This is a genomic window from Paracidovorax sp. (genome assembly GCF_057642795.1).
Genome location: NZ_JBXYZY010000002.1, coordinates 173257 through 193818 on the forward strand (window position 1 = coordinate 173257; position 20562 = coordinate 193818).

16 protein-coding genes are annotated in these 20562 nt (G+C 68.5%); 10 read left to right on the plus strand and 6 right to left on the minus strand.

Annotated features, from left to right (window positions below; genetic code table 11):
- Nucleotides 1–91: 91 nt before the first annotated feature.
- The 4 genes from AC3A84_RS03515 to tkt form a co-directional block, all read right to left on the minus strand.
- Nucleotides 92–631 carry a DUF924 family protein gene (locus tag AC3A84_RS03515; protein WP_487968359.1) on the minus strand — a complete coding sequence of 180 codons (540 nt, stop codon included), beginning with the start codon at nt 629–631 and terminating at the stop codon, nt 92–94.
- A gap of 239 nt (nt 632–870) precedes the next feature.
- Nucleotides 871–1809, minus strand: a complete 939-nt coding sequence (locus AC3A84_RS03520; RefSeq protein WP_487968360.1) for a hypothetical protein — start codon at nt 1807–1809, stop codon at nt 871–873.
- 140 nt (nt 1810–1949) lie between these two features.
- Nucleotides 1950–2951, minus strand: a complete 1002-nt coding sequence (gene gap, locus AC3A84_RS03525) for a type I glyceraldehyde-3-phosphate dehydrogenase (protein WP_092941110.1) — start codon at nt 2949–2951, stop codon at nt 1950–1952.
- A 94-nt stretch (nt 2952–3045) separates the two neighbouring features.
- The gene (gene tkt, locus AC3A84_RS03530; RefSeq protein WP_487968361.1) at nt 3046–5139 is read right to left on the minus strand and encodes a transketolase; all 2094 of its coding nucleotides are present in this window, start codon (nt 5137–5139) and stop codon (nt 3046–3048) included.
- 124 nt (nt 5140–5263) lie between these two features.
- Between tkt and AC3A84_RS03535 the strand changes: the two genes are divergently transcribed.
- The 3 genes from AC3A84_RS03535 (at nt 5264) to pyk (ending at nt 9151) form a co-directional block, all read left to right on the plus strand.
- On the plus strand, nt 5264–6061 hold the full coding sequence (locus tag AC3A84_RS03535) for a nucleotidyltransferase family protein (RefSeq protein WP_487968362.1): 798 nt from the start codon (nt 5264–5266) through the stop codon (nt 6059–6061).
- Between the two features lie 110 nt (nt 6062–6171).
- Nucleotides 6172–7566: an aminopeptidase P N-terminal domain-containing protein gene (locus AC3A84_RS03540; protein WP_487968363.1), complete on the plus strand. Its 1395-nt coding sequence runs from the start codon at nt 6172–6174 to the stop codon at nt 7564–7566.
- Nucleotides 7567–7714: 148 nt separating this feature from the next.
- Entirely contained in the window at nt 7715–9151 is a 1437-nt protein-coding gene (gene pyk, locus AC3A84_RS03545; protein WP_288508958.1) for a pyruvate kinase, read from the plus strand.
- A 31-nt stretch (nt 9152–9182) separates the two neighbouring features.
- Here the strand turns inward: pyk and AC3A84_RS03550 are convergent, their stop codons facing one another.
- Nucleotides 9183–9941 (minus strand): phosphatase PAP2 family protein, encoded by a 759-nt coding sequence (locus tag AC3A84_RS03550; protein WP_487968364.1) that lies wholly within the window; start codon nt 9939–9941, stop codon nt 9183–9185.
- Nucleotides 9942–10019: 78 nt separating this feature from the next.
- On the opposite strand from AC3A84_RS03550, the gene AC3A84_RS03555 reads away from it, so the two are divergent.
- The 7 genes from AC3A84_RS03555 (at nt 10020) to AC3A84_RS03585 (ending at nt 19101) form a co-directional block, all read left to right on the plus strand.
- Complete coding sequence (locus AC3A84_RS03555) at nt 10020–10715, plus strand: response regulator (RefSeq protein ID WP_487968365.1); 696 nt, start codon at nt 10020–10022, stop codon at nt 10713–10715.
- 5 nt (nt 10716–10720) lie between these two features.
- Nucleotides 10721–12136 carry a histidine kinase dimerization/phospho-acceptor domain-containing protein gene (locus AC3A84_RS03560; RefSeq protein WP_487968366.1) on the plus strand — a complete coding sequence of 472 codons (1416 nt, stop codon included), beginning with the start codon at nt 10721–10723 and terminating at the stop codon, nt 12134–12136.
- Between the two features lie 96 nt (nt 12137–12232).
- Complete coding sequence (gene fba, locus AC3A84_RS03565) at nt 12233–13297, plus strand: class II fructose-bisphosphate aldolase (RefSeq protein ID WP_487968367.1); 1065 nt, start codon at nt 12233–12235, stop codon at nt 13295–13297.
- A 196-nt stretch (nt 13298–13493) separates the two neighbouring features.
- The gene (locus AC3A84_RS03570) at nt 13494–15107 is read left to right on the plus strand and encodes a Re/Si-specific NAD(P)(+) transhydrogenase subunit alpha (RefSeq protein ID WP_487968368.1); all 1614 of its coding nucleotides are present in this window, start codon (nt 13494–13496) and stop codon (nt 15105–15107) included.
- Nucleotides 15108–15135: 28 nt separating this feature from the next.
- Nucleotides 15136–16545: a Re/Si-specific NAD(P)(+) transhydrogenase subunit beta gene (pntB, locus tag AC3A84_RS03575; RefSeq protein WP_487968369.1), complete on the plus strand. Its 1410-nt coding sequence runs from the start codon at nt 15136–15138 to the stop codon at nt 16543–16545.
- Nucleotides 16546–16666: 121 nt separating this feature from the next.
- Nucleotides 16667–18364 (plus strand): long-chain-fatty-acid--CoA ligase, encoded by a 1698-nt coding sequence (locus AC3A84_RS03580; RefSeq protein ID WP_487968370.1) that lies wholly within the window; start codon nt 16667–16669, stop codon nt 18362–18364.
- A complete protein-coding gene (locus tag AC3A84_RS03585) occupies nt 18361–19101 on the plus strand; it encodes a 5'-methylthioadenosine/adenosylhomocysteine nucleosidase (protein WP_487968372.1) in 741 nt (246 codons plus the stop codon). The genes AC3A84_RS03580 and AC3A84_RS03585 overlap by 4 nt, the downstream gene beginning before the upstream one ends.
- 237 nt (nt 19102–19338) lie before the next feature.
- Here the strand turns inward: AC3A84_RS03585 and corA are convergent, their stop codons facing one another.
- Nucleotides 19339–20325, minus strand: coding sequence for a magnesium/cobalt transporter CorA (gene corA / locus AC3A84_RS03590; RefSeq protein WP_487968373.1), 987 nt, complete (start codon nt 20323–20325; stop codon nt 19339–19341).
- Nucleotides 20326–20562: the final 237 nt, after the last annotated feature.

The window sequence follows — 20562 nt, forward strand, 5'->3', positions numbered from 1 at the left end:
CAATCGCTATGTTCAATGTAGCAACTCACCCTTGTGAATAAAGGGCAGAAGGCTGTTTTGATGCCTATTCCGGGCCTTGCGGGCTGGTGCCTCAGAACGAACTGCCCGGCTGCTGCAGGAAGGCGGCCTCCTCGTCCGTCGTCGCCCGGCCCAGCGTGGCGTTGCGGTGCGGAAAGCGGCCGAAGCGCTGCACGATCGCCTGGTGCTGGTGGGCGTAGTCCAGGTTGTTGGCCTGGCCCAGGGCGGTGAAGAGCCGCACCGATTCCTCCTGCATGCGCGCCGATTCGCTGTGCATGAAGGGCATGTAGAGAAAGGCGCGGCGCTCGGGCGCGAGCTGCGCGTCCAGCCCGCGGGCGACGGCCTCCTGCGCCAGCACCAGCGCCATGCCGTCCTGCGCGAAGGCCTCGGGCCGGCCGCGCAGCAGGTTGCGCGAGAACTGGTCCAGCACGATCACCTCGGCCAGCCGGCCGGCGGCGTCATGGCGCCAGTCCCAGAGTTCGCCCTGCGCCGCGCGGGCATGCAGCGCGCCGAAGCGTTCGCGGAGGGCGGCGTCGAAGGCCGCGTCCTTTTTGAACCATTGGGCGGGCGTGCTCTGGACGAACCAGAAGTGCAGAACGTCTTGTGAAGTCATGGCGACAGTATCGCGGCCTGCCCGCCAGGGGCTGACGAGGTCTGCCGATCCGCCTGGGCGCTCAAGCTGACCAAGGGACCGGTGGGGCTCGGCTGTCTGCGCTTCCGATAGCTGGTGGGGACTGCGAGCCTCGCCGCCTCGCCGCCGTCCGAGGTGAGCGCGCTACCGGTGCCGTGAACGTGGCGGTGGATCGGCCGGCAACCGCTGCACGACGCGCCCGGTCAGCCAGCGTCAGCTCATCAAGGTACGGTTGCCGGCTCGGTCTGCCCAACGATGCCTTCACCCGGGGGCGCGGCCTGCGCCAGCGCCAGATAAGCTGGGTCCATGCCGTAGCCGCGCACCTTGGGGTGGGCGGTAAAGAACGCCCACACCTGCTGGGGCGTCTCCAGCGGAGCGAAGCCATAGACTTCGTCCAGGCGCTGCACCACCGACTTCAAATACAGCGGGGTGGCATAGCGGCGCACGTCCTCGTGAGCGGCGTAGCGCTCCTCCTGCAGCGTGGCCAGCATCCACAGCAGCGGCCGCCACCAGGAATAGGAGAAGTCGCAGCGCGAGATGATGTCGCGCGAGTTGCTCTGGCCGGTGAGCAGAGTGAAGAAGTTGATGAGCTCGTCGAGCTTGTAGCGCCAGCGCTGCTCCTGCTGGCGAAACTCATCCGGGCTGCTGCAGTACGACACGCGCGCAATCTCGGGCCAGGCGGCCTCCGGCAGCGGCAACTGCCCGGCCACGAACAGGCGGCTGACGACGAAGTCGCAATAGGCTTTGCTGGCCACGCAGGGAATGAGCACGCTCATGGAGCTGTCCTTCACCTGCTGGAAGTACTCGCTGCAATAAGTCTGGAACAAGTCAAGGACCGAGCGTTCCCCCGCATGCCGGGCGATGGCGACGTTGGCGTGCGCCATCTCCAGGTTGGCCTGCGCGGTTTTCTGCAGTTCTTCCCGCGTATCCTGCAACTCGCTGATCTGCAGCCAGATGGTGAGGATCACGCCGCCGAAAGCGCAGCCCGCAAACAAGGCATTGATGCCGCTGAACGCATCGGCGACGGGCTGGTTGGTGTATTCCTTGACCGCCGGGAGCAAGCTCAGCAACACCGCCAGCAGCCACAGTCCCAGGATCAGCAGGCACACCAGCAAGACCTGCTTGCGGATGGAGAGGGATCGAATCTTGGAAGAGCTCATGGGCAGTAAGTGGGCCGGCAACGCTCCACTATAGATGCGCGCGGCGGCCATAAAAAAGCCAGGCACGGGGGCGGCCTGGCTCTTTTTTGATAGCGCCCTGCGCTTGCTGAACAAGCGTCAGGGGCTGGTGGGGCTGGTGATTACTTGCCAGCGATCACGCGCACCATTTCCAGGCACTTGTTGGAGTAGCCCCATTCGTTGTCGTACCAGGACACGAGCTTGACGAAGGTCTTGTCCAGGGCGATGCCGGCGTCGGCGTCGAAGATGGAGGTGCGGGTGTCGCCGCGGAAGTCGGTGGCGACGACCTTGTCTTCCGTGTAGCCCAGCACGCCCTTCAGCGCGCCTTCGGACTGGGCCTTCATCTCGGCCTTGATCTCTTCGTAGGTGGCTTCCGAGTTCAGTTCCACCGTCAGGTCCACCACCGACACGTCGGAGGTGGGCACGCGGAAGGACATGCCGGTCAGCTTCTTGTTGAGTTCGGGAATCACCACGCCCACGGCCTTGGCAGCGCCCGTGCTGGAGGGAATGATGTTTTCCAGGATGCCGCGGCCGCCGCGCCAGTCCTTGTTGGAGGGGCCGTCCACCGTCTTCTGCGTGGCGGTGGCGGCGTGCACCGTGGTCATCAGGCCGCGCTTGATGCCCCACTTGTCGTTCAGCACCTTGGCCAGCGGGGCCAGGCAGTTGGTGGTGCAGGAAGCGTTGGAGATGATGGCCTGGCCGGCGTAGGTCTGGTGGTTCACGCCATAGACGAACATGGGCGTGTCGTCCTTGGACGGGGCCGACAGCAGCACCTTCTTGGCGCCGGCGTCGATGTGCTTCTGCGCGGTGGTCTTGTCCAGGAAGAGGCCGGTGGATTCGATCACGATGTCGGCGCCGACCTCGTTCCACTTCAGGTTCGCGGGGTCGCGTTCCTGCGTCAGGCGGATCTTCTTGCCGTTGACGACCAGGGTGTTGCCTTCGACGGAGACCTGGCCGTCGAAGCGGCCGTGCACCGAGTCGTACTGCAGCATGTAAGCCAGGTAGTCGGGCTCCAGCAGGTCGTTGATGGCAACGACTTCGATGTCGCTGAAGTTCTGCACGGCCGAGCGCAGCACGTTGCGGCCGATGCGGCCGAAGCCGTTGATACCGATCTTGATCGTCATGGTTTGTCTCTCCAAAGTTGCAAAGTTGAAAACTCGGAACCGCCACCACGACACGCCCGCCCGCTGCGGGCCGGCGCGACGGGCGGGGGATGGATCAGTGCGCCTTCTTCTTGGCGGCGGGCTGCTTCTTCAGGCGAGCGGCGCCGATGGCCACGCGCACGGTGTCGGCCACGTTCTCGGGCGTGAAGCCGAAGTGCTTGAACAGCACCGGCGCCGGGGCCGATTCGCCGAAGGTGTCGATGCCGACCACGGCGGCGACGCCGTACTTCCACCAGCCGTCGGTGGAGCCCATCTCGACGGCGATGCGCGGCACGCCGGCCGGCAGCACGCTGGCCTTGTACTTGGCGTCTTCGCGGTCGAAGGTGGTGGTGCTGGGCATGGAGACCACGCGCACGGCGATCTTCATCGTGGCCAGCAGCTTCTGCGCGGCCAGCGCCAGCTGCACTTCGGAGCCGGTGGCGATGATCACCGCCTGGGCCTTCTTCTTGATGCCTGCGTCAGCCGGCTCGGAGAGCACGTAGGCGCCGCGCGAGATGTCGCCCAGGTCGCGCTTGGGGGCATAGGGCAGGTTCTGGCGCGACAGGGCCAGTACGGTGGGCTTGTCGCGGTTGGACAGGGCCACGCTCCAGGCCACGGCGGTTTCTGCCGTGTCGGCCGGGCGCCAGACGTCCAGGTTGGGGATCAGGCGCAGGCTGGCCACGTGCTCGATGGACTGGTGCGTGGGGCCGTCTTCGCCCAGGCCGATGGAGTCGTGCGTGAACACATGCACCACGCGCAGCTTCATCAGCGCGGCCATGCGGATGGCGTTGCGGCTGTAGTCGCTGAAGGTGAGGAAGGTGCCGCCGTAGGGGATGAAGCCGCCGTGCAGGGCGATGCCGTTCATGATCGCGGCCATGCCGAATTCGCGCACGCCGTAGTTGATGTGGCGGCCGCCGACCTTCGCCGTTTCGGCGCCCACAGCCAGTTCCACCTGCACGACTTTTCCGGCTTCGTCGAAGCGCAGGGCGGGCGTGCTCTTGGTGTTGGTGAGGTTCGAGCCGGTCAGGTCGGCCGAGCCGCCCAGTAGTTCGGGCAGCTTGGCCGTGAACGATTCCAGCGCCAGCTGTGACGCCTTGCGCGAGGCCACGGTTTCGGCCTTGGTGTGCGCGCCGACCACGGTGTCGACGGCGGTCTGCGCGAAGTGCTTGGGCAGGTCGCCCGCCATGCGGCGGGTGAATTCGGCGGCCAGTTCGGGGAAGGCGGCGGAATAGGCGGCGAAGCGCTCGTTCCAGGCGGCTTCGGCGGCGGTGCCGGCGGCCTTGGCGTCCCAATCCGCATAGACCTCGGCAGGGATCTCGAACGGTGCGCTGCTCCAGCCGATGGCGTTGCGCGTCAGCGTGATCTCGTCGGCGCCCAGCGGTTCGCCGTGGGCCTTGGAGGTGCCGGCGCGGTTGGGCGAGCCCTTGCCGATGGCCGTCTTGCAGACGATCAGCGTGGGCTTGTCGGTGCTGGTCTTGGCCTGGCGGATGGCGGCGTCCACGGCGTCGGCGTCATGGCCGTCCACCGGGCCCAGCACGTTCCAGCCGCAGGCGCGCAGGCGGGCGGGGGTGTCGTCGATGAACCAGGGGGCGACCTGGCCGTCGATGGAGATGCCGTTGTCGTCGTAGAGCGCGATGAGCTTGTTCAGCTTCCAGGCGCCGGCCAGCGAGATCGCTTCCTGGCTGATGCCTTCCATCAGGCAGCCGTCGCCCAGGAACACGAAGGTGTGGTGGTCCACGATGGCATGGCCTTCGCGGTTGAATTCGGTGGCCAGCAGCTTCTCGGCCAGCGCGAAGCCCACGGCGTTGGTGATGCCCTGGCCCAGCGGGCCGGTCGTCGTTTCCACGCCGGGCGTGATGCCGTATTCGGGGTGGCCGGCCGTCTTGCTGTGCAGCTGGCGGAAGTTCTTCAGCTCTTCGATCGGCAGCGGGTAGCCGGTCAGGTGCAGCAGCGCATACAGCAGCATGGAGCCGTGGCCGTTGGATAGCACGAAGCGGTCGCGGTCGGCCCACTGCGGGTTGGCCGGGTTGTGCTTGAGGTTGCGTCCCCAGAGCGCCACGGCCATGTCGGCCATGCCCATCGGGGCGCCGGGGTGGCCGGAATTGGCCTGTTGAACTGCATCCATTGCGAGTGCGCGGATCGCATTCGCCATCTGTTGAGAATTGGCCATCGAGGGCGGCTCCGGAAGGGCTGTGGGAGAAAACGCGCATTTTACCGGCGCCCTTTGCCGTCCGGCCGGGCGGGCCGCCGCTGGCATGCCCGCGGGGGCCTCGCCCTGCACTACAGTGCGGCGCATGTCCGACCTGCCCACCCCCGCCGATCACGCCGCCCCGACCCGTCCGCTGCCCGCGCAGCCTCCCGCCATGCTGCTGGCCGCCGGCCGCGGCGAGCGCATGCGCCCGCTGACCGACGCCACGCCCAAGCCGCTGCTGCCCGTGCGGGGCCGGCCGCTGCTGGAATGGCACCTGCGCGCCCTGGCGGCGGCCGGTGTGCCGCGCGCGGTCATCAACACCGCCTGGCTGGGCGCGCAGATCGGCGATGCCTTCGGTAGCGAATTCGGCCTGCAGCCCGCATCCGATGGGCGCAGTGTGCTATCGATTTCATACTCCCATGAAGGCCGCGACTTCGGCGGCGCGCTGGAGACCGCCGGCGGCATCGCCCGCGCGCTGCCGCAGCTGGGCCCGGTGTTCTGGCTGGCGGCGGGCGACGTGTTCGCGCCCGACTTCGTCTTCGCGCCCGAGGCCGCAGCCCGCTTCGCCGCCGGCGACGCGCTGGCCCACCTGTGGCTGGTGCCGAACCCGGCGCACCACCCGCGCGGCGATTTCGGCCTGGCGCCCGACGGGCGTGTGCTCAACCTGCCGGCCGATCACCCCGGCCCGCGCCACACCTACAGCACCATTGCCCTGCTGCGTGCCGAGCTTTTCACTGCTCCCTGGTGCGACATCCCGCCCGGCAACCCGCAGGGCCAGCCCGCGCCGCTCGCGCCCCTGCTGCGCCGCGCCATGGATGCGGGCCGCGTCACGGGCGCGCTCTACACCGGCCGCTGGACCGACGTGGGCACGCCCGAGCGGCTGGCGGAGCTCAATCGCTGAAAGCCTGCGCCGGGGCGGGCGCGGGCAGATCCATCGCCCGCGATTGCAGCGAAATGTAAAGTGGACACCTCGGCACCGGGCGGGCCTTTCGTTCGATCCAAAATGCGCGAATGACCCCCCTGCCGAACACCGCGCTCTATGCCCAGCGCCGCGCCCGCCTCGCCTCGCAGCTGGGTGAAGGCGGCATCGCCATCGTCCCCACGGCCAAGGAAAGCGCGCGCAACCGCGACAGCGACTTTCTTTACCGGCACGACAGTTACTTCTATTACTTGACCGGCTTCACCGAGCCCGGCGCCTGCCTGGTGCTGGCTGCGGACGGCACCAGCACGCTGTTCTGCCAGCCCAAGGATCTGGAGCGCGAGATATGGGACGGCTACCGCCTGGGCCCCGAGGCCGCCATCGCCGCCCTGGGCGTGGATGCCGCGCACTCGTCGGCCACGCTGGAATCGCAGCTGCCGCGCCTGCTGGAAAACCGCAGCCGCGTCTGGTTCCCCTTCGCCACGCATGAGGGCCTGGCCGCCCGCGTGGAAGGCTGGCTCGGCAAGGTGCGGGCGCGGGTGCGCTTCGGCGCGCTCTGCCCGGGCGAGCAGGGCGACCTCTGCACGCTGCTGGACGAGATGCGGCTGGTGAAGGATGCCTACGAGCAGGACGTGATGCGCCGCGCTGCCGCCATCAGTGCCCAGGCCCACATCCGCGCCATGCAGTGCAGCGCCCGCATGCTGCGCGCCGGCGAGGACGTGCGCGAATACCACCTCGACGCCGAGCTGCTGCACGAATTCCGCCGCCAGGGCTCGCAGGCCGTGGCGTACAACTCCATCGTCGCGGCCGGCGCCAATGCCTGCGTGCTGCACTACCGCGCCGACGCCGCCCCGGTGCGCGCGGGCGAGCTGGTGCTGATCGACGCCGGCTGCGAGCTCGACGGCTACGCCAGCGACATCACCCGCACCTTCCCGGCCGATGGCCGCTTCACCGGCCCGCAGCGCGCGCTCTACGACCTGGTGCTGGCCAGCCAGGAAGCGGCCGTGGCCGCCACCCGGGCCGGCGCCCGCTTCAACGACCCGCACGACGCCACCGTGGCCGTGCTGTCGCAGGGGCTGCTGGATTTGGGCCTGCTCGACAGGAACAAGGTGGGCACCGTGCAGGACGTGATCGAAAAGCGGGCCTATTTCCCGTTCTACATGCACCGCACCGGCCACTGGCTGGGCATGGACGTGCACGACTGCGGCAGCTACGTGGAACCCACCGAGATCGGCCAGACCAGCGAGCGGCGCGACCCGCTCTCGGGCGAGACCATCACCAACCGCCCCAGCCGCATCCTGCGCCCGGGCATGGTGCTGACCATCGAGCCCGGCCTCTACGTGCGCCCCGCGCCCGGCGTGCCCGAGGCCTTCCACCACATCGGCATCCGCATCGAGGACGACGCCATCGTCACCGAGACCGGCTGCGAGCTGATTACCCGGGGCGTGCCGGTGCGGGCGGAAGAGATCGAAGCGCTGATGCGTTGAGTGATCCGGGGGCAGTTCGCGGTGCGCGGAACTGGCCCGGGCCGCGCCATGCCGCATGAAACTGGCATGTAACCGGCGTCGTGCCAGAATTGAAACGCGGTTACAAGACCGCGTTCCATGCCATCCCATAAAGAAAGAGAGACAACGCATGCAGATCCGCCGCGCCACCAAGATCGTCGCCACCCTGGGCCCCGCCTCGAGCGACCCGCAGCTGCTGGAGCGCATGATCCGCGCCGGCGTCAACGTGGTGCGGCTGAACTTCAGCCACGGCAAGGCGCAGGACCACATCGACCGCGCCGCCGCCGTGCGCGAGGCCGCGCAGCGTGCCGGCCGCGAAGTGGCCATCATGGCCGACCTCCAGGGCCCCAAGATCCGCGTGGGCAAGTTCGCCGAAGGCCGTGTGATGCTGCAGGCGGGCCAGCCCTTCGTGCTGGACGCATCGCGCACCGAGCCGGGCGACCTGAACGGTGTGGGCCTCGATTACAAGGAGCTGCCGCGCGACGTGAAGGCCGGCGACGTGCTGCTGCTCAACGACGGACTGATCGTGCTGGTCGTCGATGCGGTGCGCGGCGAGGCCGTGCACACCACGGTGAAGATCGGCGGTGAGCTCTCCAACAACAAGGGCATCAACAAGCAGGGCGGCGGCCTCACCGCGCCCGCGCTCACGGCCAAGGACATGGAGGACATCAAGACCGCCATGAGCTTCCAGGCCGACTACGTGGCAGTGAGCTTTCCCAAGAACGCCACCGACATGGAAATGGCGCGCCAGCTGTGCAACGTGGCGGCGGCCGAATACCGCCACCGCCCGGGCCTGATCGCCAAGATCGAGCGCGCCGAGGCCGTGCCGCTGCTCGAAGAGATCCTGCGCGTGTCCGACGGCATCATGGTGGCGCGCGGCGACCTGGCCGTGGAGGTGGGCAACGCCGCCGTGCCCGCGCTGCAGAAGAAGATGATCCGCATGGCGCGCGACATGGACCGGGTCGTCATCACCGCCACGCAGATGATGGAGAGCATGATCACCAACGCCGTGCCGACCCGTGCCGAGGTGAGCGACGTGGCCAACGCCGTGCTCGACGGCACCGACGCCGTGATGCTCAGCGCCGAAACCGCCGCCGGCCGCTACCCGCTGGAGACGGTGGAGGAGATGGCCAAGATCTGCGCCGCCGCCGAGGCCGCCGAAGATCCCGAGCGCGATTCCGACTTCATCGGCCAGACGCTGGGCCGCATCGACCAGTCCATCGCCATGGGCGCGCTGTTCACGGCCCACCACCTGGGTGCCAAGGCGCTGGTGGCGCTGACCGACAGCGGCTCCACCGCGCTCTGGATGAGCCGCCACCGCATCCACATCCCGATCTACGCGCTCACCCCCAAGGTGGCCACGCAGCGCAAGATGGCGATGTACCGCAACGTGCGCCCGCTGCTGATGGACACCAGCGCCGACCGCGACACCGCGCTGGAGCAGGCCGAAGGCCACCTCAAGACCCGCAACATCGTGCAGCAGGGCGATCTCTACGTCATCACCTGCGGCGAGCCCATGGGCGCGCCGGGCGGCACCAACATGCTCAAGATCTGCCGGGCGAACTGAGCCGGCAGCTGCACCGTTGCCGTGCGGGTTCTCAGGCGGCCGGCATGCCGGCGCCTGCCGGCCGCGGCGACGCGAAGAAGCGTTGGCGCCCCGCATCCACGGCCCAGACCGTGGTCCAGCACAGCCAGGCGGTCCAGAGGTTGTGGCTCATGAAATGCGCGCCGCGCACCTGCTGCACCCAGCCCAGCGCGAAGCCGCCCGCCAGGGCCGCCACCAGGCAGATGCGCGCCAGCCGCGGCGCGTCGTCGCGCCAGGCGAAGTAGAGCGCCAGGAAGCCGAAGCCGGCCGACGCATGGCCTCCGGGAAAACAGTGGCCGCTGCCGCCGTCGGTCACGCCCCAGCGCCAGTGGGATACGTAGCGCGCTACGCCACCGAACTCCGCCAGGTCCCAGGGGCAGCTGGTGTGGTTCAGCCGCTTGGCGATCGACACCACCGCCAGCGATAGCAGCAGTGCCACGGCCAGCGCCACGCGGCGCTCCAGATCAATGCGGCGCAGCGGTCCCCAGGGCAGCCAGACCCCCACGATCAACGCCGTGGCGATGACCCAGCCCAGCAGACGCGCGTCGTCGTGCAGCAGGCGCGAGTACAGCCAGACATCCCGCAGCGGAAAGCCGTTGGCCGAGCCGAACCAGCGGGCGAGCGTGAGGTCCAGGCCGGTCGAGTCCCAGAGTGCGAGCAACGCGGCCCCCGCCAGAATGGCCAGCAGCGCTCCGTCGATGTGCGGAAGGCGCTGGAAACGCGAGCGCAGCGTCAGGGCGGCAAGGGGCGGCGGCGGGGCGGGGGGCATCATGGCCGCGCACCATAGCCCGGCCGGCTTAACGGCTTCTTATGGCACGGGCCAGACGGCATTCGCAAGCACAATCGCCGCATGCGAATCCTCGTGGTCGAAGACGATGCCGGCATTGCCGCCGGCCTGAGCGCCACGCTCCAGCAGCGTGGCTATGCGGTGGACGTGTGCGACCGTCTCGCGAGCGCGTGGAGCGCGTTGTGTGCGGAGTCCTTCTCCGCCGTGCTGCTGGATCTGGGGCTGCCCGATGGCGACGGCGGCGAGTTGCTGCAGCGCCTGCGCGCCACGGCGCAAGTCGGCGCGGCGAGCGCCGCCCACCTGCCGGATCCGGCCACGCCGGTGCTGATCCTCACCGCGCGCGACCAGGTGCGCCAGCGCATTGCCGGGCTGGACCTGGGCGCCGACGACTACCTGGTCAAGCCCTTCGATGTCGATGAACTGGAGGCCCGGTTGCGCGCCTTGTTGCGGCGCTCGGCCGGCCGGGCTGCACCCACCCTGTGTCACGGCGACCTGGAGGTGGACCCGGCCGCGCGCACCGTGCGCCGCGCCGGCCAGCTGGTGGAGATGTCGCCGCGCGAATTCTCGGTGCTGCTGGTGCTGCTGGAGTCGCGCGGCCGGGTGCTCTCGCGCCAGCAGATCGAAGAGCGTCTCTATAACTGGCAGACCGTGGTGGAGAGCAACGCCGTCGAGGTCCATATCCACCACCTGCGCCGCAAGCTGGGCAACGAGCGCATCGTGACCATGCGCGGCGTGGGCTACTTCATCCCCGCGGAGTGAGATCCATGGCCGACGCATCTTCCGAACCAGCAGCCCGCCGCCCGGACTCCGTGTCGGCCAGGCGCCAGCCCTCGCTGACCTGGCGCCTGCTGTGCGGCACGCTGGGCGCGCTGGTCGTGGTCTGGGCCAGCTTCGTCGCCATGGCCTACCAGACCGGCGTGCAGGAAGCCGACGAGCTGACGGACGGCCATCTGGCCAGCGTGGCGGCGCTGCTGCTCAACCTGGAGCCAGGCGCCGCCGTGGACGCCGCGCGCACCACCCAGCGCACCCGGCTGCCTAGGCTGAAGGCGCACGACTACCAGCAGTCCCTGGGCGTGGCGATGTGGGATGCCGAAGGCCGGCTGCTCACGCGCACCGGCGCAGCGCCGCTGCCGCCCTTCGACACGCCGCTCGGCTTTTCCGAATTCGAGCCGGAGGGCGAGCGCGGCACCTGGCGCGGCTTCGCGCAGTGGAGCCAGGCGGGTGACCGCAAGGTCATGGTGCTGCTCGAAGTCCAGGAGCGCGATGCGCTGGCCCAGGACATCGCCGGGCAGATGGTGCTGCCCGGACTCTGGCTGCTGCCCGTGGTGGCGCTGGTGCTGGGCCTGGCCGTGCGCAGCGGTCTGCGCCCCCTCTACACCCTGTCGGACGACGTGGCCGCGCTCGACGTGTCGGGCGCGCAGCGGCTCGCCGCGCGGGTGCCGCTGCGCGAATTCGCGCCGGTGGTCGCCTCCATCAACACGCTGCTGGACCGCCAGCAGGTGCTGCTGGCACGCGAACGCCGGCTGGCCAACGAGGTGGCACACGAGCTGCGCACGCCGCTATCGTCCATCGTGCTCCATGCCGATGCGCTGGCGCGGGGGCTGCCGGCCGACCAGCAGGCGGCGGCGCTGGACAGCATCGGCAAGCAGGCGCTGCGCGCCGGCCATGTGCTGCACCAGCTGCTGGCGCTGGCGCGCACCAGCCGCACCCGCCTGCAGGAAGTGGCCGCGCCGGTGGACCTGGCCGCGCTGGCGCGCAGCGTGGGCGCCGACTACGCGCAGGCGGCCTGGGAGCACGGCGGCAGCATCGCCATCGTGATCGATGCGCCGGTGCAGGTGCAGGGCAACGCCGTGCTGCTGGAGCTGGCCTTGCGCAACCTGATCGAAAACGCGCTGCGCCACACGCCTGCAGGTACCTGCATCGAGGTGCAGGCCGGCCCCGCCACGGATGCCGACGCTGAGGGCGGCAGGGCCGCCTGGCTGCAGGTATGCGACGATGGGGCCCGAGCGGGCGCCGCGCCTTGTGCCGGCGCAGTGGACAGCCTGCACCTGGGCCACGAGATCGTGACCCGCGTGGCTCGCGTGCATGGCGGGCGGTTCGGGTCCGCTCCGGCGCCCGCGCCTTTCACCACCTGCTATCGCCTCACTTTCGGCGTTTCCGCCGACACGGCGGGGCAGTAAAATCAGTGGTTACCAAGCGGTTACAGGCGCCGTGCGGCCATACTGCACCGGCTCCCAGAGCCCTTCCTTCTTTCCCACTCTGAACGGATCTGACCCATGCCTCTCGTCTCGATGCGCGAACTGCTCGACCATGCCGCTGAACACAGCTACGGCATTCCCGCCTTCAACGTGAACAACCTGGAGCAGGTCCAGGCCGTGATGTCCGCCGCGGACGAAGTGGGCGCCCCGGTCATCCTGCAGGCCAGCGCAGGCGCCCGCAAGTACGCCGGCGAGCCCTTCATCAAGCACCTGATCCTGGCCGCTGCCGAGATGTACCCCCACATCCCCCTGGTGATGCACCAGGACCACGGCACCAGTCCCGAGGTGTGCCAGGGCGCCCTGAACCTGGGCTTCGGCTCGGTGATGATGGACGGCTCCCTGATGTCCGACGGCAAGACGCCGTCGTCGTTCGACTACAACGTCGACGTCACCCGTAAGGTCGTGGACATGGCCCACAAGGTCGGCGCGACGGTCGAAGGCGAACTCGGCTGCCTGGGCAACCTCGAGACCGGCGACGCCGGCGAGGAAGACGGCATCGGCGCCGTGGGCAAGCTGGACCACAGCCAGATGCTGACCGATCCCGAAGAGGCCGCCACCTTCGTCAAGGCCACGCAGCTCGACGCGCTGGCCATCGCCATCGGCACCAGCCACGGCGCCTACAAGTTCAGCCGCAAGCCCACGGGCGACATCCTTGCCATCAGCCGCGTGAAGGAAATCCACGCCCGCATCCCCAACACCCACCTGGTGATGCACGGCTCCTCGTCGGTGCCCGCCGAACTGCTGGCGATCATCAACCAGTACGGCGGCAAGATGAAGGAAACCTACGGCGTGCCGGTCGAGGAGATCCAGGAAGCCATCAAGTACGGCGTGCGCAAGATCAACATCGACACCGACATCCGCCTCGCCATGACTGGCGCGGTGCGCAAGTTCCTGGCCGAGAACCCTGACAAGTTCGACGCCCGCGAGTGGCTCAAGCCCGCCCGCGAAGCCGCCAAGCAGGTCTGCAAGCAGCGCTACATCGAATTCGGCTGCGAAGGCCAGGGAGCCAAGATCAAGGGCCACACCCTGCAGGTCATGGCAGAGCGCTACGTGAAGGGCGAGCTGTCGCAGATCGTGAACTGATCGCATCGCGTTTCCCTCCCCGCCAGACCGGCAGCCGCGCGCTGCCGGTTTTGCGTTGTGGGCCTTCGCATCGGCCTTAGCGCCTGCGGGACGGGGCGGAATGTGACTTCATGTAAGCTGGCCGCCGGTTGACGCGGTGGGTGGCACGTCTGGCGTGTTGCCCGGAGATTCATGGCGACACTCCAGGAGACTTCCCATGCAGGCGAGCCCCAGCCCGACAGCGCAGCGCATCGGCGTGCCGCGCGAAACCTTTGCCGGCGAAAAGCGCGTGGCGACGGTGCCCGAAGTGGTCCAGAAACTCGTGGCGCTGGGCTTCTCGGTCGCCGTCGAGGCCGGTGCCGGCGAGGCCGCGCACTGCAGCGATGACGCCTACCGTGCCGCTGGCGCCGAGGTGCTGCCCGATGCCGCAGCCCTCTGGGCCGCCTCGGATATCGTCTTCAAAGTGCGCCCGCCCAGCGCCGCCGAAGTGGCGCTGATGCGCCCGGGCGGCCTGCTGGTGGGCTTCGTCTGGCCGGCACAGCACCCGGAACTCATGGCGCAGCTGGCCGCCAGGCAGGCCACGGTGCTCGCCATCGACTGCCTGCCGCGCACGTTGAGCCGGGCGCAGAAGATGGATGCGCTCACCTCCACCGCGGGCGTGTCCGGCTACCGCGCCGTGATCGAGGCCGCCAACGCCTTCGGGCGCTATTTCAACGGCCAGATCACCGCCGCGGGCAAGGTGCCGCCGGCCAAGGTCTTCATCGCCGGGGCCGGGGTGGCGGGCCTCGCTGCCATCGGCACGGCGGCCAACCTGGGCGCCATCGTGCGTGCCAACGACACGCGTGCCGAGGTGGCCGACCAGGTCAGGTCGCTGGGCGGCGAGTTCGTGAAGGTGGACTACGAGGAGGACGGCGCAGGCGGCGGCGGCTACGCCAAGGTCATGAGCGAGGGCTTCCAGGCCGCGCAGCGGCGGATGTACGCCGAGCAGGCCCGCGACGCGGACATCATCATCACCACCGCGCTCATCCCCGGCAAGCCGGCCCCGAAGCTCATCACCGCCGAGATGGTGCAGGGCATGAAGCCCGGCAGCGTCATCGTGGACATGGCGGCCGAGCAGGGCGGCAACTGCGAGCTCACCGTGCCCGGCGAAGCCGTGGTGCGGCACGGGGTGACCATCATCGGCTTCACGGATCTGCCCTCGCGCCTGGCCAAGCAGTCGTCCACGCTCTATGCGACCAACCTGCTGCGCCTGGCCGAGGAACTCTGCAAGGCCAAGGACGGGGTGGCGGTGGTCAACATGGAGGACGACGCTATCCGCGGCCTCACCGTCGTCAAGGGGGGCGAGATCACCTGGCCCGCGCCGCCGCTCAAGGCCGCGCCGGCACCGGCCGCCGCCAGGCCCGCGGCGGCCCCCGTGGCCGAGAAGAAGGCAGGCGGCCACGGCCATGGCAGCGCCGGCCCGCTCCCGGCGAAGACGCTGGCCCTCCTGTTCGCCGTCGCCGCCGTGGCCTTCTGGTTCATCGGCGCCCATGCGCCGGCGGCCTTCCTGGGGCACTTCACGGTGTTCGTGCTGGCCTGCTTCATCGGCTACATGGTGGTGTGGAACGTCACGCCCGCGCTGCACACGCCGCTCATGAGCGTGACCAACGCGATCTCCAGCATCATCGCCATCGGCGCCCTGGTGCAGATCGCGCCGCCGCAGGCTGCGGCCAACGGGCGCCCGGACGGGCTGATCCTCTGGCTGGCCTTCGCCGCCCTGGTGCTCACGGCCGTCAACATGTTTGGCGGCTTCGCGGTCACGCGGCGCATGCTGGCCATGTTCCAGAAATAACGGCAGCCACGACGAGGAGCACCGCACCATGTCCCACAACCTCGCCACGGTGGCCTATCTCGGCGCCGCCATTCTGTTCGTCCTGAGCCTGGGCGGACTGTCCAACCCCGAAACCGCGCGCCGCGGCAACCTCTTCGGCATGGCCGGCATGGCGCTCGCCGTGCTGGCTACGGTGTTCGGCCCGCGGGTCGGGGCCACGGGCATCGCCTGGATCGTCGGCGCGCTGGCCATCGGCGGCGGTGTCGGCCTCTACGCCGCCCGGGCCGTGAAGATGACGCAGATGCCCGAGCTGGTGGCGCTCATGCACAGCCTGGTCGGCCTGGCGGCCTGCCTGGTGGGCTTCGCGAGCTACGTGGACACCTCCATGCCGTTGGCCGGCGCCGAAAAGGCCATCCACGAGGTGGAGATCTACGTCGGCATCCTCATCGGCGCCGTCACCTTCTCGGGCTCGCTCGTCGCCTTCGGCAAGCTCAACGGCCGTATCGGCGGCAAGCCGCTGCTGCTGCCGGGTCGCCACTGGCTCAACCTGGCCGCGCTGCTGGTGGTGGTGTGGTTCGGCCGGGCCTTCCTGCAGGCCGGCTCGGTGGCCGATGGCATGCTGCCGCTGGCGGTGATGACGGCCATCGCGCTGCTGTTCGGCGTGCACATGGTGATGGCCATCGGCGGGGCCGACATGCCGGTCGTGGTCTCCATGCTCAACAGCTATTCCGGCTGGGCGGCGGCGGCCACGGGTTTCATGCTGGGCAACGACCTGCTGATCGTCACCGGCGCGCTGGTGGGCTCCTCGGGCGCCATCCTCAGCTACATCATGTGCAATGCGATGAACCGCAATTTCCTGAGCGTGATTGCGGGCGGCTTCGGCACGGGCGGCGGCGCGGCGCCTGCAGCCCAGGGCGCCGAGCCGCAGGGCGATGTGGTGCCCGTGACGGCTGCCGAAACGGCCGAGATGCTGCGCGAGGCCCGCAGCGTCGTCATCGTGCCCGGCTACGGCATGGCCGTGGCCCAGGCGCAGCACACGGTCAATGAGATCGTCAGGACGCTGCGCGGCCGGGGCGTGCAGGTGCGCTTTGCCATCCACCCCGTGGCGGGCCGCATGCCGGGCCATATGAACGTGCTGCTGGCCGAGGCCAAGGTGCCTTACGACATCGTGATGGAGATGGACGAGATCAACGCCGACTTCCCCGCTACCGACGTGGCCATCGTCATCGGAGCCAACGACATCGTGAACCCCGCGGCGCAGGACGACCCGGCCAGCCCCATCGCCGGCATGCCGGTGCTGGAGGTGTGGAAGGCCGGGCATTCCATCGTGATGAAGCGCTCCATGGCCTCGGGCTATGCCGGCGTGGACAACCCGCTCTTCTACAAGGAGAACAACCGCATGCTCTTCGGCGATGCCCGCAAGATGCTGGACGAGGTGCTCGCCGCGCTCAAGGCCTGAATTGCAGGTGGAGAGGGCATAATCCGAAAAAAAGAACGATCGTGCTGAATTCGACTCGGCAACGGTCAGGTGACCAACCTCCGGCGTGACGGCGCCGGGAATCTACCTGGAGACAATGGACATGAATGACCGCACCTGGCTCGGCAGCTACCCCCCTGGCGTGCCTGCCGACATCGATCCTTCGCAATACGCTTCCCTGGTGGCGCTGATGGAGGAGTCCTTCCGCAAGTATGGCGACCGCGTGGCCTATAGCTTCATGGGCAAGGACGTCAGCTATGCCGAGACCGATGCCCAGAGCCGCGATCTCGCCGCCTACCTCCAGAGCCTGGGCCTCGCCAAGGGCGATCGCGTCGCGCTGATGATGCCCAACGTGCCGCAGTACCCGGTCGCCGTCGCCGCCGTGCTGCGCGCGGGGCTGGTGGTGGTCAACGTCAACCCGCTCTACACGCCTCGCGAGCTGGAGCACCAGCTCAAGGATTCAGGCGCCAAGGCCATCGTCATCATCGAGAACTTCGCGCACACCCTGCAGTCCTGTCTCGCGCACACGCCGGTCGAGCACGTGGTGCTGGCCTCGATGGGCGACCGGCTCGGTTTTCTCAAGGGCGCGGTGGTCAACTACGTGGTGCGCAACGTCAAGAAGCTGGTGCCTCTGTTCCAGTTGCCCGGCGCGGTGCGCTTCAACGACGCGCTGACGCAGGGGGCGGGCATGCCCCTCGCCCAGCCCAGCCTGCAGCCCGACGACGTGGCGCTGCTGCAGTACACGGGCGGCACCACCGGCGTCTCGAAGGGCGCCGTGCTGCTGCACCGCAATGTGATCGCCAACGTGCTGCAGTCCGAGGCCTGGAACCTGCCGGCCATGGCCCGGGTGCCGGCCGGCGAGCAGCCCACCACCGTCTGCGCACTGCCGCTCTATCACATCTTCGCGTTCACCGTGAACATGATGCTGTCGCTGCGCACCGGCGGCAAGACCATCCTCATTCCCAATCCGCGCGACCTGCCAGCGGTGCTGAAGGAGTTGTCCAAGCACACCTTCCACAGCTTTCCTGCCGTCAACACGCTGTTCAACGGCCTCGCGAACCACCCGCAGTTCGGCACGGTGAACTGGAAGAACCTGCGCGTTTCGCTGGGCGGCGGCATGGCGGTGCAGGGCGCGGTCGCCAAGCTCTGGCTCGAGAAGACCGGCTGCCCGATCTGCGAGGGCTACGGCCTCTCGGAGACCAGCCCTTCGGCCAGCTGCAACCCGATCACGGCCAAGGAATTCACCGGCACCATCGGCGTGCCCCTGCCCAGCACCTACATGAAGCTCATCGACGATGAGGGCCGCGAGGTGACCGGCGTCGGCCGTGCGGGCGAGATCGCCATCAAGGGCCCGCAGGTCATGGCCGGCTACTGGCAGCGCCCCGACGAGACCGCCAAGGTGATGACGGCCGACGGCTACTTCCGCTCCGGTGACATCGGCGTGATGGATGAGCGCGGCTTCTTCAAGATCGTGGATCGCAAGAAGGACATGGTGCTGGTCAGCGGCTTCAACGTCTATCCCAACGAGGTGGAGGACGTGGTCGCCGGCATGCCCGGCGTGCTGGAATGCGCCGTGGTGGGCGTGCCCGACGACAAGACGGGCGAGGCCGTGAAACTGGTCATCGTCAAGCGCCCGCCCGCCCCGGGCGGCGAGGAGCTGACCGAGGCCCACGTGCGCGAATTCTGCAAGGCCAACCTCACGGGCTACAAGCAGCCGCGGGTGATCGAATTCCGCACGGAACTACCCAAGACGCCGGTGGGCAAGATCCTGCGGCGCGAACTGCGCGACAAGCGGGCGTGAGCGCCGGCCCCGTCACCGCCATCCTCAGCGCCCTGCCGGCCGAGCAGGCCGGGCTGGCCGCCGCGCTGGACCCGGCGTACCCCATCAGCCGCACCACGCATGCCGGGCGCGTCTTCCAGCAGGGCACGCTGCACGGCCAGGTCGTGGTGCTCGCGCTCTCGGGCATCGGCAAGGTGGCCGCTGCCACCACGGCCACGGCGCTCGTGGAGCGCTTCCACGCCACGCGCATCGTCTTCACCGGCGTGGCCGGCGGCCTGGGCCAGGGCGTGGCGGTGGGCGACGTGGTGGTGGCGCGCGACTTCGTGCAGCACGACATGGACGCCTCGCCGCTCTTTCCGCGCTGGGAAGTGCCAGGCTATGGCCGCGCCCGTTGGGAATGCGACGCCGCACTCACGTCGCGTCTTGAGGCCGCAGCCGATGCCTGTCTGCAGCGCATGGCCGCGCCGCGCCGCCATACCGGCCTGATCGCCAGCGGCGACGTGTTCGTGGGCTCGGCCATTGCGGCACGCACTCTGCACCAGGGCCTCTCAGAAGCCGGCCACGATGTGCTGGCCGTGGAAATGGAGGGCGCCGCCGTGGCCCAGGTGTGCGCAGACTACGGTGTGCCCTTTGCCGCCATGCGCACCATTTCCGACCGCGCCGACGACGCCGCACACGTCGACTTTTCCCGCTTCGTCACCGAGGTCGCGAGCCGCTACGCCGACGAAATCATCGGCGAGTTCATGCAGTCGCTATGAAATGGATAGCTGGTGGCGCTTGCGGAATAAGCGCTGCGGGCAGATTTGGTATGAAAACACCGGCTCTTGGCATGCCCGCGAAGACGGCTTCAGGCACTGGGCGTGCCTTCACCAGCAGACGCTACGGATCCGGCACCCCCGGTCCTCAGAACATGTTCATGATCCCCTGCGAGATCGTGAACACGTTCTGAGGGGTCGTCCCCCTCGGGGGGATGGCGCGCCAGCGCCTCAGGGGGATTATTTCAACCAGCCGCGCTTGCGGAAGTACCACATGGGCCCGATGGCGCTCGCCACCATCAGCGCGATGCCGTAGGCATAGCCGTAGTCCCACTGCAGCTCCGGCATGAACTGGAAGTTCATCCCGTACACGCTCGCGATCAGCGTGGGCGGCAGCAGCGCGACGCTGGCCACCGAGAAGATCTTGATGATCTTGTTCTGGTTGATGTTGATGAAGCCGACCGTGGCGTCCATCAGGAAGTTGATCTTGTCGAAGAGGAAGGCCGTGTGGTTGTCCAGCGATTCGATGTCGCGCAGGATCTGGCGCGCTTCCTCGAACTGCTCGGCGTTCAGCATCTTGCTGCGCATCATGAAGCTCACGGCGCGGCGCGTGTCCATCACGTTGCGGCGGATGCGGCCGTTCAGGTCTTCCTGTCGCGCGATGGCCGAGAGCACCTCGCCGGCACGCGTGTCGGTCACGTCGCCGGCCAGCACCTGGGTGCTGACTTCCTTGAGCTCGTCGTAGATGTTCTCCAGCGTGTCGGCCGAATACTCGGCATCGGCGTCGAACAGCTTGAGCAGCACCTCGCGCGCATCCTCGATCAGCCCCGGTGCCCGGCGTGCGCGCATGCGCAGCAGGCGGAAGACGGGCACGTCCTCGTCGTGGATGGAGAACAGCACGCCCTTGCTCTTGAGCGAGTCGTTGACCAGGTTCAGGATGAAGGCGACGCGCACCGAGCGCGGGTCTTCGTCGTCATCAATGAGAAAGTCGCTGCGGATGTGCAGCTCGCCGTTGTCTTCGGCGTAGAAGCGGGCGGATTCCTCGATGTCCTCGTCCATCGCGTCTTCCGGGATGGACAGGCCGTAGTGCTGCTTGATCCAGCGCTTTTCTTCGAGGGTGGGTGATTCCAGATCGACCCAGATGGGCTGGAACTGCGCGAGCTCTTCCAGGGATTCGATCTCTTCCTGGACCAGCCGGCCGTTGGCCAGCGTAAAGATGTTGAGCATGGGGGCTCACTCCCGGTGTGAGGTTGGCGACTGCGATGAGGGGCGGGCGAGAGGCGCTTTCAACCCCGCGGCAGGCGACCGGCCGGGCGTTGAAAGCTACCGACTGGGGTAGGTTTCCACGAGAGGGTTCTCCATGATTGAGAAAGCGCCGGATTATGGCATCGCAGCCCGCTGCACCGGCGCGTGCCGCAGCCGCGGCGCAGGGCTTTAGAGGCCCGGTGGCGCGCCCGCCGGCGA

Excerpts from the sequence above, each read along its gene's own strand:
- corA (WP_487968373.1), bottom strand. The coding sequence starts at position 20,325 with ATGCTCAACATCTTTACGCTGGCCAACGGCCGGCTGGTCCAGGAAGAG.
- AC3A84_RS03550 (WP_487968364.1), bottom strand. The coding sequence starts at position 9,941 with ATGATGCCCCCCGCCCCGCCGCCGCCCCTTGCCGCCCTGACGCTGCGC.
- tkt (WP_487968361.1), bottom strand. The coding sequence starts at position 5,139 with ATGGCCAATTCTCAACAGATGGCGAATGCGATCCGCGCACTCGCAATG.
- gap (WP_092941110.1), bottom strand. The coding sequence starts at position 2,951 with ATGACGATCAAGATCGGTATCAACGGCTTCGGCCGCATCGGCCGCAAC.
- AC3A84_RS03540 (WP_487968363.1), top strand. The coding sequence starts at position 6,172 with ATGACCCCCCTGCCGAACACCGCGCTCTATGCCCAGCGCCGCGCCCGC.
- pyk (WP_288508958.1), top strand. The coding sequence starts at position 7,715 with ATGCAGATCCGCCGCGCCACCAAGATCGTCGCCACCCTGGGCCCCGCC.
- AC3A84_RS03555 (WP_487968365.1), top strand. The coding sequence starts at position 10,020 with ATGCGAATCCTCGTGGTCGAAGACGATGCCGGCATTGCCGCCGGCCTG.
- AC3A84_RS03570 (WP_487968368.1), top strand. The coding sequence starts at position 13,494 with ATGCAGGCGAGCCCCAGCCCGACAGCGCAGCGCATCGGCGTGCCGCGC.
- pntB (WP_487968369.1), top strand. The coding sequence starts at position 15,136 with ATGTCCCACAACCTCGCCACGGTGGCCTATCTCGGCGCCGCCATTCTG.
- AC3A84_RS03515 (WP_487968359.1), bottom strand. The coding sequence starts at position 631 with ATGACTTCACAAGACGTTCTGCACTTCTGGTTCGTCCAGAGCACGCCC.
- fba (WP_487968367.1), top strand. The coding sequence starts at position 12,233 with ATGCCTCTCGTCTCGATGCGCGAACTGCTCGACCATGCCGCTGAACAC.
- AC3A84_RS03535 (WP_487968362.1), top strand. The coding sequence starts at position 5,264 with ATGTCCGACCTGCCCACCCCCGCCGATCACGCCGCCCCGACCCGTCCG.
- AC3A84_RS03520 (WP_487968360.1), bottom strand. The coding sequence starts at position 1,809 with ATGAGCTCTTCCAAGATTCGATCCCTCTCCATCCGCAAGCAGGTCTTG.
- AC3A84_RS03580 (WP_487968370.1), top strand. The coding sequence starts at position 16,667 with ATGAATGACCGCACCTGGCTCGGCAGCTACCCCCCTGGCGTGCCTGCC.
- AC3A84_RS03560 (WP_487968366.1), top strand. The coding sequence starts at position 10,721 with ATGGCCGACGCATCTTCCGAACCAGCAGCCCGCCGCCCGGACTCCGTG.